Source organism: Methylobacterium segetis (assembly GCF_004348265.1).
GTDB lineage: Bacteria > Pseudomonadota > Alphaproteobacteria > Rhizobiales > Beijerinckiaceae > Methylobacterium > Methylobacterium segetis.
Window position 1 is genome coordinate 51,692 of sequence record NZ_SMNT01000007.1, and the last position, 12,637, is coordinate 64,328.

The window sequence follows — 12,637 nt, forward strand, 5'->3', positions numbered from 1 at the left end:
AGGGTGAGGTCCGGGCCTTGAGCGCACCGCTCGTCGCACTGACCGGGGCAACCGGGTTCATCGGCCGTCACCTGCTGCGCTCGCTCTCGGCCCGGGGCTTCCGGGTGCGGGTGCTCCTGCGGCGGCCGGTCGAGGTGCCGGACGGCGCGGCGAGCGCCGTCGTCGGCGACCTCACCCGGCCGATGAACATGGCGGCGGCGCTCTCGGACGTCGACGCGGTGGTGCATTCGGCCGGCATCGCCCACCCGATGTCGGGGGCGCCCGAGGACGATTACCGCACCCTCAACACGGAGGCGACGCGCCGCCTCGCCGAGGCCGCCGCCCGCGCGAAGGTGCGCCGCTTCGTCTTCCTCTCCTCGATCCGGGCGCAGTGCGGGGCCGGCGCGAGCGGCATCGTCACCGAGGCCGACGAGGCCGCGCCGACCGAGGCCTACGGGCGCTCGAAGCTCGATGCGGAGCGGGCGCTCGCGGAGGCCGACCTCGACTGGGTGGCGCTGCGCCCGGTCCTCGTCTACGGCGCCGGCGTGAAGGGCAACATGGCCGAGCTCCTGCGGCTCGCCAGGCTGCCCTATCCGCTCCCGCTAGGCGGCTTGCGCGAGCGGCGCTCGCTCGTCTCGGTAGAGAGCCTCGCCGGGGCGGTCGAGACCGTGCTGCGGACGGGCGCGCCGCTGCGGCGGCCGATGATCGTCGCCGATCCCGACGCCCTCTCGCTCCCTGAGATGATCGCGGCGCTCCGCCACGGGCTCGGGCGCGGCCCCGGCCTGCTGCCGATGCCGGCGCCGCTCCTGGGCCTCGCCTGCCGGATGGCGGGGCGCCCCGACGCCTATGCCAGCCTCTCCACGAGCCTCGTCGCCCGGTCGGACGGGCTCACGGCACTCGGCTGGACACCGGCGGCGACCTCCCGAGAGGGGCTCGCGGCGCTGGCGCGCGCGACGGCCTGAAACGGGCTAATCCGCCGCGCGGGCGGCCTTGCCGGCGAGCGACACGTAGAAGCCGAGCCCGTCCTGCGCGGGAAGCGTCTGGAGCCGCTCGATCAGGCCGCGCTTCTTCGCGTCGAGGAGGAGGCGGCCTGCCGGCTGGAACAGGGTTTCGCCGCCGCCCTCCGGCGGCGGGTCGAGACGGATCGCCACCGTCTTTCCCTTCGCGAAGCGGCTTCGCTCCAGCATGTCCTTGAGCGACGCTTCCGCGGTCGGGCGATTGGTGCCCCGCAGGTCGAGCACCGATTCCGCGTCGGTGAGGCCGAGGGAGCCGCGCAGCTTGTCGGCGTAGAAATCTTCGAAGTGGGGCAAGGGCAGGGACCTGGGTTTGCGCAGCGGTCAGGGATCAAGGCCCGCGTCGATCGCGGAAACCGGGAGGCTCGCGGCCGGTTCGGGCAGATCGATCGTGCCATCGAGGCCGGCCGAGACGAAGGCCCATGTCGCGCCGGAGCGGCGGATCAGATCCGCCGTGATCTGCCGATGCCGCTCGGAAGGGGGCGACATCAGGAGGGCCTCGCCGTCGATCAGCTCCCAGCGATCACCCTCGGGCGCCGCTTCGAGCATCGCCAGGAAACCGTCGATCCGCAGACGCGCATCGCGTCGGACGGCCAGTACCATCGCACTCTCCCGATCCTCGGCGGGAGCTTATCACTCGCTGCGAATGCGCGACAGGCATTCGCGGCTGGCGGGGTGCGCGTCGCGCCCCGCCAGTCCGTTCGGCCTCAGCCGTGCACCAGCACGTTGCGGAACTGCCAGGGGTCGCTCGCGTCGATGTCCTCGGGGAAGAGGCCCGGCCGGTCGGTGAGCGGCGTCCAGTCCGTGTAGACGCCGACGACGGGGCCGAGATACGGCGTCTGCACCTCGAGGCAGCGGCGGAAGTCGATCTCGTCGGCCTCGACGATGCCGGCCTCCGGGTTCTCCAGCGCCCAGACCATGCCGGCGAGCACGGCGCTCGTCACCTGAAGGCCGGTGGCGTTCTGATAGGGGGCGACCCGGCGCGTCTCCTCGATCGAGAGCTGCGAGCCGTACCAGTAGGCGTTCCTGGCATGGCCGTAGACGAGCACGCCGAGCTCGTCGATCCCGTCCACGATCTCGTTCTCGTCGAGGATGTGGTGCTCCTCCTGCACCTTGCCGGCATTGCCGAACATCTCGTGCAGGGACAGCACCGCCTCGTTGCAGGGGTGATAGGCGTAGTGGCAGGTCGGCCGGTAGACGACGGTCGCGCCCTCCCTCACCGAGTAATAGTCGGCGATCGAGATCGCCTCGTTGTGGGTCACGAGGAAGCCGAACTGCGACTGGGCGGTCGGGGTCCAGGAGCGCACGCGGGTATCGGCGCCCGGCTGGAGCAGGTAGATCGCGCAGCGCGTGCCCTTCTCCTGCTCGCGCGCGTTGTCGGGCTTCCAGGTCTCGTGGGTGCCCCAGCCGAGCTCGGCCGGCTGGTTGCCCTCGGAGACGAAGCCCTCGACCGACCACGTGTTGACGAAGACCCCCATCGGCTTCTCGGACTTGGCGCGCTGGGTGTCGCGCTCGGCGATGTGGATGCCCTTGACGCCGAGGTCCCTCATCAGAGCCGCCCATTCCTCGCGGCTCGTCGGCTCCGGCCGGGACAGGCCGGTATCGGCCGCGATGTTGAGGAGCGCCTGCTTGACGAACCACGACACCATGCCGGGATTGGCGCCGCAGCAGGACACGGCCGTCGGGCCGCCGGGGCTCGCGGCACGGGCGTCGAGGATCTGCTGGCGGAGGGCGTAGTTGGTGCGGTCGCCCTGGCTCTTCGTCTTGTCGAAGTAGAAGCCCGGCCAGGGCTCGGCCACCGTGTCGATGTAGAGCGCGCCGAGCTCACGGCAGAGCTCCATGATGGCGCGGGAGGAGGTGTCGACCGAGAGGTTCACGCAGAATCCCTGGCCGCCGCCCTCGGTGAGGAGGGGGGTCAGGATCGCCCGGTAATTCTCCTTGGTCAGCGCCACCTTCTCGAAGCGCAGACCATGCTTCTCGGCCAGCGCCCGGTCCTTGTCGGAGGGGTCGATCACCGTGAAACGGGCCTTGTCGTAGGCGAAATGACGCTCGATCAAGGGAAGCGTGCCGCGGCCGATCGAGCCGAACCCGATCATCACGATGGGACCGCTGATGCGGCCATGGACGGGGTGCTGGGTCGAAGGGTCGGTCATCGGGCGGGCAATCCTTCCTCTCACGTCGCTTCGTCGGGAGAAGCGGCGTCCATAAGCAGTGGACATGACGAATGAGCGACGCGCTCACTGGCGCCTCAAACCCCTGCGGTCAACCGCCGGGAAGCCTGCAGGTGTGAAGACTTCGTTGCCGACGCATGAGCCCGCTGCATGGCGGGTCTCCCTGCCGTCGCGTTGCAGGGTCGGGCAGCAGACAGCATATTGCATTGCAACATAAACCGAAAATCCGGCGGAAACGCCCGCGCGCGGCCCTCTCTCATGGAGCCTCCCATGCTCGCGGTACTCGTCTCGAACATTGCCCGTCCCGTCGAGGAGCCCCTCGACCGCGATCCCGGCTTCCTCACCCTCGCCGCCTCGATCCTCCGTGCCCTCCGCCGCGGGCACGAGGCCGCGTTCGCGCGGCGCTGCGCCCAGGCTCGGGGGCACCGCTTCGACGCGGCTTTCTGAAGCGCCGAGCCGCTGAGGGAAACCGGCGGCCCGCGATTGCGTCGCGGCGCCGGGGCGGTTAGGCGGCATTCCCGAGTGGCGACGCTCTCACGCGTCGCGCCGGGGGACCCGCCGTATGAAGCCGATCCGCGCGATCCGCACCTTCACCCTGATCGGGGCGCTCGCCCTCCTGCCCTGCGCGATGGGTGCGGGCGCTCACGCGCAGGAGGATGCTCCGGCCCCCGAGAGCCCGGCACCGGCCGCCAAGCCGAAACCCAAGCCGCAGCCGCGCAAGCCCGCGCCGAAGCCCGCCGAGGCCGCGCCGAAGCCGGTGGACACCCCGGCCGCGGCGAGCGGGGTCGCTTGGCCCGCGGGCGCCGCGGCGGTGAGCGAGACCTACGACAACTGGACCGTGAACTGCAGCCGCGAGAACGCGGCCACGCAATGCACGATGACGCAGAGCCAGGGCGACCGGACGACCGGGCGGCGGCAATTCGCCATCGAGCTGAAGGCGCCGAAGGACGGCCGCTCGGAGGGGCTGATCCTGATGCCGTTCGGCCTCTCGATCGAGCCCGGCGTCACGTTCAAGCTCGATGAGACCGTACTCGGCAAGGGCGCGCCCTACCTCGCCTGCGGGTCGGAGGGTTGCATCGTCCCGATCAGCTTCCCGACGCTCGCCACCGACGCCATGAAGACGGCGCAGAAGCTCACGATCACCGCCCCGCGGCCGGAGGGGCAGGAGCCGACCGTGGTCACGGTGCCGCTCGCGGGCTTCGCCGCCGCCTTCGCGCGGGCGATCGCCTTCACCAGCTAATGCGGGCGCGGGCCCGGCCACCGATCGACGGACGAGGGTGAAAACAGATGCGCGGATGGATCATCGTCGCCCTGCTCGGGCTGCTCGCCGGGCCTCTGGCGGCGCAGGAGGCGCCCTCCGAGCCGGGTCCGCCCTCCAAGGCCGACCGGCAGCGGAACAACGCCGCCAAGCTCGCGGGCCTCGCTGCCTTCGTCGACGCGTCTTGTCCCGGGCTCAAGGCCGATCCCGACAGGCTCGAGATGGCCGTGACCAGGCTCGGCATCGATCCGACCGAGCTGACGCAGGGTGACCTCCACCTGCGGGTGAAGGCCTACACCGAGATCTACCAGAAGGATGCGGAGGCGAGTTGCCAGCGCGCTGTCGAAACCTTCGGCGAATCCGGTCGGGCGATTCCCGGCCTGATCATCAGGAAGTGAACGTCGCGCGGCCGCCCGTCCCCGCGGCGCGTGCGCGGCGCGATTAAGCCGCCGTTATCCCTGCTCAGGCACAGTCCGAACCCGAAATGACGTTCCGGCGCAGCGCCCCAGGCCGGGGTGCCCGCCGCTCTCGGGTGTGGCGTTCGCGATGGCGGCTGGGCTCGCAACAGGCATGCGGAGGCGCGCGGCTCTGGCCGCGCTCGGCCTCGCCCTGTGCCTGCCCGGCGGCGCGGCGGAGGCGGCGCGTCTCCTCGCGGCCAAGGGCAGCCAGCCGGACCGCTACGGACGCATCGCGCTCACCTTCGACGCGCCGGTCTCGGTCCGGGCGAAGATGCTCGGCACGGTGCTGGTGCTGAGCTACGGCGAGCGCGTGCAGGGCGGGGCGGAACGCCTCGCGGCCGAATTGCCGGCCTACGTCACTACGGTGCGGCGCGACCCCGACGGCAGCGGCCTGCGGCTCGCCCTCCAGAGATCCTACCGCGTCAACGTTCAGGAGGCCGGCGAGCAGGTCTTCATCGACCTTCTGCCGGAGGGCTGGTCCGGCCTGCCGCCCCCGTTGCCACCCGAGGTCGTGGCGGAACTCGCCCGCCGGGTGCAGCGGGCGGAAGCCGCGCTCAAGGCTGCCACGCCGGCGCCGGTTCGCAAGGCGCTCGCGGTCGAGGTGGCCCATCTGCCCGCCCTGACCCGCCTCTCGCTGCGCCTGCCGCCGGGCACGGAGACCTCCTCCGAGCCCGCCGGCCCGGCGACGCGGATCCGCATCGCAGGCCCCTGGCGCATCGACGGGGCGGAGATCCGCGGGCGCACGAAACCCGCCGCGTCGAACGTCACCGTCGAGGAGGAGGAGGGCGCCGCCGCCCTCCTCGTGACGCCGGGCGAGGGCTACCTCCTGACGACCGAGCGCGACGACGACGGCCTGACGATCGACCTCGCGCCCCGCACGCCCTCGCCGCGTCAGGCCGCGGCGCTGCCTCAGCCGGTCGCGCCGGCCTCGCCCTCCGAGCCCGGCACCGCGGCCGTTCAACAGGCCGCCAAGCCGGAGGTCCGCCCGGCCCCGAGCGCCCCCCCGCCCTCGGATCCGGTGCGGGCGGCCGGGGACGGCCTCGTCTTCGCCTTTCGCAAGATCCCGCCCGCCGCCCTGTTCGAGCGGGCGGGCGTCACGACCCTCGTGTTCGAGACGGACGAGGCGGTGGCCGCCCCCGATGGTTCGCGCCTCGGCCTCACCCTCCTCGGCGAGCCGAAGCGGACGGGCGGCGTGGTGGCCCTGAGATTTGCCGCGCCGCCCGGCCGCCTCGTCGACCTGCTGCCCGTCGGGCCGGCCCAGGGTCCGGGCGGCTGGGAACTCGTCACCGGCGAGACCCTGAGCCCGAGCGAATCCCTCGTCGCCGCCCGCACCGGTGCGGGCGCCCGCTTCGGCATCGGGCTCAGGCTGCCCGAGCCCGGCAGCGCCACCTGGCTCGATCTCGACGGCGAGCGGGTGGCCGTGGTGACGAGCCGCGCCCGCAGGCCGGCCGGCGTCGCCAAGCGTCAGCGCTTCGTGGATTTCGAGCTGCTCCCGAGCCGCCTCGGCGTCGCGGTGGCGGCGCAGGCCGACGACCTCGTCGTGCGACCGGACATCGACGGCGTCGGCATCGGCCGGGAGGGCGGCCTCGCCGTCTCGACCGTCATGCGCGACCCGGAGGTCGCCGTGGGGCCGGTCGGGACGCTCGCCGTCGAGCGCAACGCCTGGGAGCTGGCGCGCCGCGGCGACGTGCGCGAGACCCTGCGCGAGCGCACCCGCGCGATCCTCGACGCCACCGTGGCGATGCGGGGCCCGCCGCGGCTCGACCTCGCACGAGCCCTCCTCGCCAACGGCCTCGACCCGGAGGCCCTGGCCGTGCTCGGCGCGGCGGCCGCCGACGATCCCGTTCTCGCCGGACAGCGCGAGGTCGCGATCCTGAGCGGCCTCGCCTCCGCCCGGATCGGCCGCGCCGCCGAGGCCAAGCGCATCCTCGGCTCGGACAGCCTCGCCCAGGACCCCGAGGCCGCGCTCTGGCGCGGCTTCGCGGAGGCCCAGGCGGGGCGCTGGGTCGACGCCGACAACGCCTTCCGCGCCGCCGGGACCCTCGTCGAGCGCTATCCCGAGGACCTGCAGGGCCCGCTCAGGGCGGCCATGATCGAGGCGGCGATCGAGACGGGCGACCTGGAGAGCGCGAGCCGGGCGCTCGTCGCCGTCGGGCGGCTCTCCTCGACGCCCCTGGTCCGGGACCGGCTCGCTCTCCTGCGCGGCCGGATGGAGGAGGCGACGGGCCAGACCGTCGCCGCCCTCGCCACCTACGAGCGACTGGGCGCGGAGGGCGAGCGGCCGGTCGCGGTCGCCGCGAGCCTGCGCAACACGCTCCTCGCCCAGGCGACCGGAAAGCTCCCCGCCAAGGCGGCGATCGAGCGCCTGGAGCGCGAGGCGATCACGTGGCACGGCGGCGAGACCGAAGACGCCATGACCGCGGGGCTCGCCCATCTCTACGCCGAGACCGGCCGCTACCGCGAGGCCTTCCAGGCGACGCGGCGGGCCAACGCGACGGCACCCGATTCCGCCGTCTCGCGCAGCCTCCATGCCGAGGCACAGGCCCTGTTCGACGACCTCTTCCTCGGACCGCTCGCCGACAGGATGTCGGGCGTGGAGGCGGTGGCGCTCTACTTCGACTTCAAGGACTTCGCCCCGATCGGCCGGCGCGGCGACGAGATCGTGCGACGGCTCGCCGACCGGCTCGTGGGGCTCGACCTGCTCGACTCGGCGGCCGAGCTCCTGCAGCATCAGGTCGACAACCGCCTCACCGGGGCCGCGCGGGCCGGCGTCGCCGCACGCCTCGCCGCGATCCGCCTGATGGACGGGAAGCCCCTGATGGCGCTCGAGGTCCTGGAGGCGACCCACCTGCCCGAATTGCCGGCCGGGCTCACCCGGGCGCGCGGCCTGATCCGCGCCCGCGCCCTGTCGGACCTCTCCCGCACCGATCTGGCGCTCGAGACCATCGAGGGCGACATGGCGCCGGATGCGCAGCGCCTGCGCGCCGACATCCTGTGGGGTGCCCGCCGCTGGCGGGAGGCGGGCGAGGCGCACGAGGCGCTCCTCGGCGAGGTCTGGCGCGGTCGCAAGCCCCTCGACGACGCGGCCCGGGCGGATGTGATCCGTGCAGCGATCGCCTACGATCTCTCCGCCGAGACGATCGGCCTGGAACGGCTGAAGGGGAAGTTCGCGGGCCCGATGTCGGAGAGCGCCGACGCGCGGACCTTCGCGCTGCTCACCGCCGCCAACGCCCTGCGGAACCCGGGCTTCCGGGAGATCGCGCAACGGGCCACCAGCGCCGAGACGCTCGCCGCCTTCCTCGCCGAGTACCGCCGACGCTATCCCGAGACCGGCGTGCCGGACCGCGGCAAGGCGCCGGCCAAACGGGAGAGCCGGGCCGAGACCGGCGGCGACGGCTCGCCTCCCGGTTGAGGTCGGTCAGCCGCCGTAGCTCTGGACGAGGGAACCCGCGACCAGGGTCCAGCCGTCGACGAGCACGAAGAAGATCAGCTTGAAGGGCAGGGCCACGGTCGCGGGCGGCACCATCATCATGCCGACCGCCATCAGCACCGAGGCGACGACGAGATCGATGATCAGGAAGGGGATGAACAGGAGGAAGCCGATCTCGAAGGCTCGCCGCAGCTCGGAGATCATGAAGGCGGGGGTCACCACCTCCAGCCCGACCCCCTCCGGCCCGGATGGCGTCGGGACCTTGGCCATGTCGAGGAAGAGCTTGAGGTCCTTCTCGCGGACGTTGCGGAGCATGAAGGTCTTGAACGGGGCCGAGGCGCGCTCGAAGGCGACGCCCTGCGTGATCTGGCCCGCGACCAGCGGCTCGATCCCGGCCCGGTAGGCCTCCCGCGCGGTCGGCGCCATCACGAAGGCGGTCAGGAACAGGGCGAGGCTGACGATCACGGCGGTCGGCGGGGCCGTCTGGGTCCCGAGCGCCGAGCGCAGGATCGAGAGCACCACCACGATCCGCGTGAAGGAGGTCGCCATGACGAGGACGGAGGGCGCGAGCGCCAGGACCGTGATCAGCGCGACGAGCTGCAGGGCCCGCTCGGTCACCCCGCCGGCGCCGAGATCGACGGTGACGCTCTGGGCGAGCGCCGGGCCGGCCGCGAGGGCCGGGAGCAGCGCGGCGGCGGCAAGGCCGGCCGCGCGGCGGGGGAAGCGTCGATTCGATCGGATCATGGCGGCGGGCACGGTGGTCGGGGCCGCGTTCGGACGCAAGACGCCGCTCACCCGGTGATCACCGCGGAACGACGCGCCTCCAGGCTCTGCCAGACGAGGAGCGAGGGCAGGCCGAGCACCACGTCGGGCACGCGCTTGGCGAGCGAGACGGCGAGCGCCGTCCCCGCATCGATGCCGAACAGTGCGCCGACCACGACGAAGCCGCTCTCCTGCACGCCGAGGCCGCTCGGGATCGGGAAGGCCGCCGACTTCACCGCCTGCGCCAGAGCCTCGATCACGAGCACTTCGGAGACGGTGACGCCCTCCACGCCGATGCAGGCGAGCACGATCCAGATCTCGGCCGCTCCGAGGCCCCAGGCGAGGAGATGCAGGACGATCCCCTGCGCGAGCGCCCCCCAGCGGCGGCGGCCCCAGACCGTGTCGAGGGCGTCCTGGACGCCCGATGCACCGCCGGCAGCCGACGGCGCGGCCTCCCGGGCGAAGCGGCGGGCGAGGCCGGCGATGTGCCGCTCGATGAAGCGGGCGGCCCCGCTGCGCTGGACCGCGAAGAACGCGCAGAGGGCGAGGGCGGCGACCGCCAAAGCGTGGAGCATCCAGGAGGCGAGGGCGGCCGCGGACGCGCCGTCGAGCCGCGTCAGGAGCAGGGCGCCCACGAGGGCGAACAGCGCCTGGGTGCCGGCCTGGATCAGGAGATCGGCGAGGATGGAAGCGGCGGCGAGAGCCCCCGTGACGCCCCAGAAGGTGAGGAGACGCCCGCCGACCACGTCGCCGCCGACCGAGGCCACGGGCAGCAGCACGTTGATGCCCTCGCGCACGAAGCGCAGCACGAGGAAGGCGGCGGTCTCCGCCGGGGCGAGCCCCGCCAGCAGCCGCGCCCAGGCCAAGCCGCACAGGAGGACGATGATCGCCCGCACCAGGACCACCGCCGCGAGCCCGAGGAGCCCGATGCGCCCGAAGGCGGCGGCCACCGCGCCGACATCGTTCGTCGCCACGAGCCAGATCGCGAGCACCAGCCCGAGGGCGGTCCCGACCAAGGGCAGGCGTCGGATCAGGGCGCGGCCGATGCCGCCGCCCGCCGGGTCGTGGGTTCCGGCGGTCATCGGCACGGCATCCGCCGCAGGCGCCGCGAGAGCGGGGCGATTCGGGCGGGTCTTCGATGAGCCGGCATGGCGGAGGCCTCGGGCCCGGCGCGGAGCCGGCTGGTTTCGTTCGCGTCAGGGAGCCGGATTCTCGCCTGCACCCGAGCCGGCCGCTAGCGCGGCTTTGGGGCCGAATTCGGGGAGGATCGCGGCCAGCGCCTCGTCGGGCGTGGCCGCAGGATCGAGAAGCACGACCCGCCCGCGGGCGAGGCTCGCGCCGGTGGCGACGGCGAGCGCCCGTTTCGGGCAGGGGCCGAGGCAGCCGGTCTCGACGACGCGGATCTTCCGCTTCGGGTGGCTGCGCTTCAGGCCGGCCTTCAGGAGACCGCGAACCGCGCGCTTGCCGAGGCTCTGGCGCTTGGCGCATTTCGCGCAGACGGCGACGATCTCGGTCAGCTTGGTCTTCGCCGTGCGGGGCCGCGGGGCGGAAGCCGGGAGAGGGTCGCTCATGCGACCTGCCCTAGGCCGCGATCCCCGGCCGCGCAACCGCGGCGCCGGCGGCACAGGGCCGCGCTCGGTGCGGACACGGTTGACCGGCGCGAGATGCCAGTCCCCGGCCCTGTGATCGCCGTGTCAGTGCCGGCTGCCCCCGCGCGATGCCTTAAAAAGGGCCGAAAAGAACGGGACTTGGACCGCGAGCTTCGCCGGCCCGCAGGCGCGCGAGCGCCCCCCAGGAAGCCGGCGCGCCAGCGCCCAGGAACACGATCGGATGAACGTCGACGAGGTCAAGCAAGAGGAGCGGCTCCGCGGCATCATCGACGTCGCGCCGCGCTCGGTGCCGGAACTGCGCCGCGATGCCGAGACCATCGAGCCGATCCCGGATCGACGGCTTCCCGCTCTGCTGCGGCAGGCCCGGGAGAAGCTCGACTGGACGCGTGTGCCGGGCCTGCGCCCGCGGGTGCGCAGGGAGGAGAACCTTCTCCCGCTCCTCATCCGTCGCTTCTCCCTCTTCGTCCTGCTGCCGACCGCGGTCGTGGCCGTCTATCTCTTCGTGTTCGCCTCCGACCAGTACGTTGCCGAGGCGCAATTCGCAGTGCGCGGCAACGTCGAGCCGATGGGCGACGTGAACCTCGGCGAGTTCACGAGCCTCATCCAGAAGCACAACAGCCAGGACAGCTTCATCGTCCGGGACTTCATCCACAGCCAGACGATGGTCGAGCTGGCGGAGAAGGAGATCGGCGTCTCGAAGATGTTCTCCCGCAGCGAGGCGGATTTCTGGGCGCGCTTCAACCCGCCCCAGCCGATCGAGGAGTTGTCCCGCTACTGGCGCCGGCACGTCGAGGCGCAGATCGAGGCGGTGTCGGGCGTGATCACGCTGACCGCCCGTGCCTTCACACCCGGAGATGCCCTCGCCATCGCGCGGGAGGTGGTGGCGAAGTCCGAGGGCCTCATCAACCAGATCTCGAAGCGCGCTCAGGCCGACATGGTCGCGCACGCCCAGCAGGATGCGACCGAAGCGCAGGAACGGCTGAAGCGGGCCCACCTCGCGATCCAGCAATACCGGAACCGCTGGGGCATCATCGACCCGATCAAGTCTGCGGAATCGACGCTGATCACCCTGACCGGCTTGCGCAAGGACAAGTTCAAGGCCGAGAACGACCTTCAGGTCCTGCGCGGATCGAGCCTCAACGAGAACGCCCGCGGCATTCAAGTGCTCGTCGCCCACATCGCGGCGATCGACCAGCAGATGAAGCAGCTGCAGGACCAGCTCACCAGCGAGAATTCCGGCACGGGCGGCATGCCGAACATGACGCAGGCGCTCCTCGAATACGAGGGCCTGCTGATCGAGCGCACGATCGCCGAAAAGCTCAACGAATCCGCCAACACGCTCCTCGACCGGGCCCGCGTCTCGGCCGGCAAGCAGCAGATCTACCTCGCGACCTTCGTTCCGCCGGTCCTGCCGACCTACTCGCTCTATCCCCAGCGCGGCTACGGCATCCTGATCGCGTTCTTCTGCTTCCTCGTGGTCTGGAGCTCGGTCTCTCTGGTCGCCGCCGGCGTGAAGGATCAGCGGCTCTAGGGCCATCCCTCAGGGAAGGCTGGATCGCGCGAGCGCGGATCTGCTATTCGTGCGCCGATGCGGACGGGGGCGCAGCGCGACCCCGCCGCCGCCTGGAAATCCCTGACCCGAGCATGTCCGATTTCGCCGATCTCGTCGCCCGCGCGATCACGCCTGCGATGAGCCGCGCCGAGCGCGAACAGGTTTACGCCGTGGTGCGGCAGGCCGTGCTGCGCCTGCAGGAGCGCGAGGCGCTCCCGCCGGATGATGCGCGCGTGGCGCTGCAGCGCCACCTCGTCGAGGAGACGATCCGCGACGTCGAGGGCGACATCGCGCGCTACCATTCCCTGCGCAAGTTCGACGAGGCCTCCGAGGCCCAGGCCGCCGCTCACGCCGAGGGGCGCGGCTGAGGCCGCGAAGGAACGCTCGCGGAGCGTCCCGGCTTC

At 72.4% G+C, this 12,637-nt stretch carries 13 protein-coding genes; 7 read left to right on the forward strand and 6 right to left on the reverse strand.

Translation table 11 applies throughout. The features are described from left to right. Positions 1-17 precede the first annotated feature (17 nt). Positions 18-941: an NAD-dependent epimerase/dehydratase family protein gene (locus E1J50_RS03255; protein ID WP_132250357.1), complete on the forward strand. Its 924-nt coding sequence runs from the start codon at positions 18-20 to the stop codon at positions 939-941. Positions 942-947: 6 nt separating this feature from the next. On the opposite strand, the gene E1J50_RS03260 is transcribed toward E1J50_RS03255, so the two are convergent. The 3 genes from E1J50_RS03260 to E1J50_RS03270 form a co-directional block, all read right to left on the reverse strand. Then, positions 948-1,289 carry a hypothetical protein gene (locus E1J50_RS03260; RefSeq protein WP_132250359.1) on the reverse strand — a complete coding sequence of 114 codons (342 nt, stop codon included), beginning with the start codon at positions 1,287-1,289 and terminating at the stop codon, positions 948-950. A gap of 27 nt (positions 1,290-1,316) precedes the next feature. Next, positions 1,317-1,595 carry a PDDEXK family nuclease gene (locus E1J50_RS03265; RefSeq protein ID WP_132250361.1) on the reverse strand — a complete coding sequence of 93 codons (279 nt, stop codon included), beginning with the start codon at positions 1,593-1,595 and terminating at the stop codon, positions 1,317-1,319. 104 nt (positions 1,596-1,699) lie between these two features. Beyond that, positions 1,700-3,145: a homospermidine synthase gene (locus E1J50_RS03270; protein WP_132250363.1), complete on the reverse strand. Its 1,446-nt coding sequence runs from the start codon at positions 3,143-3,145 to the stop codon at positions 1,700-1,702. Positions 3,146-3,433: 288 nt separating this feature from the next. Between E1J50_RS03270 and E1J50_RS27100 the strand changes: the two genes are divergently transcribed. The 4 genes from E1J50_RS27100 (at position 3,434) to E1J50_RS03285 (ending at position 8,291) form a co-directional block, all read left to right on the forward strand. Continuing rightward, positions 3,434-3,610: a hypothetical protein gene (locus tag E1J50_RS27100; RefSeq protein ID WP_165937762.1), complete on the forward strand. Its 177-nt coding sequence runs from the start codon at positions 3,434-3,436 to the stop codon at positions 3,608-3,610. 115 nt (positions 3,611-3,725) lie between these two features. Further along, positions 3,726-4,403: an invasion associated locus B family protein gene (locus tag E1J50_RS03275; RefSeq protein ID WP_132250365.1), complete on the forward strand. Its 678-nt coding sequence runs from the start codon at positions 3,726-3,728 to the stop codon at positions 4,401-4,403. Between the two features lie 47 nt (positions 4,404-4,450). Next, positions 4,451-4,819 (forward strand): hypothetical protein, encoded by a 369-nt coding sequence (locus E1J50_RS03280; RefSeq protein ID WP_132250367.1) that lies wholly within the window; start codon positions 4,451-4,453, stop codon positions 4,817-4,819. 172 nt (positions 4,820-4,991) lie between these two features. Beyond that, positions 4,992-8,291: a tetratricopeptide repeat protein gene (locus tag E1J50_RS03285; RefSeq protein ID WP_132250369.1), complete on the forward strand. Its 3,300-nt coding sequence runs from the start codon at positions 4,992-4,994 to the stop codon at positions 8,289-8,291. 6 nt (positions 8,292-8,297) lie between these two features. On the opposite strand, the gene fliP is transcribed toward E1J50_RS03285, so the two are convergent. From fliP to E1J50_RS03300, 3 genes are all read right to left on the reverse strand, one after another. Next, on the reverse strand, positions 8,298-9,053 hold the full coding sequence (gene fliP, locus E1J50_RS03290; protein WP_132250419.1) for a flagellar type III secretion system pore protein FliP: 756 nt from the start codon (positions 9,051-9,053) through the stop codon (positions 8,298-8,300). Positions 9,054-9,100: 47 nt separating this feature from the next. Beyond that, a complete protein-coding gene (locus tag E1J50_RS03295) occupies positions 9,101-10,153 on the reverse strand; it encodes a lysylphosphatidylglycerol synthase domain-containing protein (protein ID WP_132250371.1) in 1,053 nt (350 codons plus the stop codon). Positions 10,154-10,267: 114 nt separating this feature from the next. Next, the gene (locus tag E1J50_RS03300; protein WP_245516406.1) at positions 10,268-10,642 is read right to left on the reverse strand and encodes a (2Fe-2S) ferredoxin domain-containing protein; all 375 of its coding nucleotides are present in this window, start codon (positions 10,640-10,642) and stop codon (positions 10,268-10,270) included. Positions 10,643-10,901: 259 nt separating this feature from the next. Here E1J50_RS03300 and E1J50_RS03305 point away from each other — a divergent pair, with 259 nt between their 5' ends. Further along, entirely contained in the window at positions 10,902-12,212 is a 1,311-nt protein-coding gene (locus E1J50_RS03305) for a KpsE/RkpR family capsule polysaccharide export protein (protein WP_132250373.1), read from the forward strand. Between the two features lie 113 nt (positions 12,213-12,325). Next, on the forward strand, positions 12,326-12,601 hold the full coding sequence (locus tag E1J50_RS03310; protein WP_132250375.1) for a hypothetical protein: 276 nt from the start codon (positions 12,326-12,328) through the stop codon (positions 12,599-12,601). Positions 12,602-12,637 lie beyond the last annotated feature (36 nt).

What these genes read in the sequence shown, in the direction of transcription:
- fliP (WP_132250419.1), bottom strand. Translation starts at nt 9,053, where the DNA reads ATGATCCGATCGAATCGACGCTTCCCCCGCCGCGCGGCCGGCCTTGCC.
- E1J50_RS03270 (WP_132250363.1), bottom strand. Translation starts at nt 3,145, where the DNA reads ATGACCGACCCTTCGACCCAGCACCCCGTCCATGGCCGCATCAGCGGT.
- E1J50_RS03295 (WP_132250371.1), bottom strand. Translation starts at nt 10,153, where the DNA reads ATGACCGCCGGAACCCACGACCCGGCGGGCGGCGGCATCGGCCGCGCC.
- E1J50_RS03285 (WP_132250369.1), top strand. Translation starts at nt 4,992, where the DNA reads ATGCGGAGGCGCGCGGCTCTGGCCGCGCTCGGCCTCGCCCTGTGCCTG.
- E1J50_RS03280 (WP_132250367.1), top strand. Translation starts at nt 4,451, where the DNA reads ATGCGCGGATGGATCATCGTCGCCCTGCTCGGGCTGCTCGCCGGGCCT.
- E1J50_RS03275 (WP_132250365.1), top strand. Translation starts at nt 3,726, where the DNA reads ATGAAGCCGATCCGCGCGATCCGCACCTTCACCCTGATCGGGGCGCTC.
- E1J50_RS03310 (WP_132250375.1), top strand. Translation starts at nt 12,326, where the DNA reads ATGTCCGATTTCGCCGATCTCGTCGCCCGCGCGATCACGCCTGCGATG.
- E1J50_RS03265 (WP_132250361.1), bottom strand. Translation starts at nt 1,595, where the DNA reads ATGGTACTGGCCGTCCGACGCGATGCGCGTCTGCGGATCGACGGTTTC.
- E1J50_RS27100 (WP_165937762.1), top strand. Translation starts at nt 3,434, where the DNA reads ATGCTCGCGGTACTCGTCTCGAACATTGCCCGTCCCGTCGAGGAGCCC.
- E1J50_RS03305 (WP_132250373.1), top strand. Translation starts at nt 10,902, where the DNA reads ATGAACGTCGACGAGGTCAAGCAAGAGGAGCGGCTCCGCGGCATCATC.
- E1J50_RS03300 (WP_245516406.1), bottom strand. Translation starts at nt 10,642, where the DNA reads ATGAGCGACCCTCTCCCGGCTTCCGCCCCGCGGCCCCGCACGGCGAAG.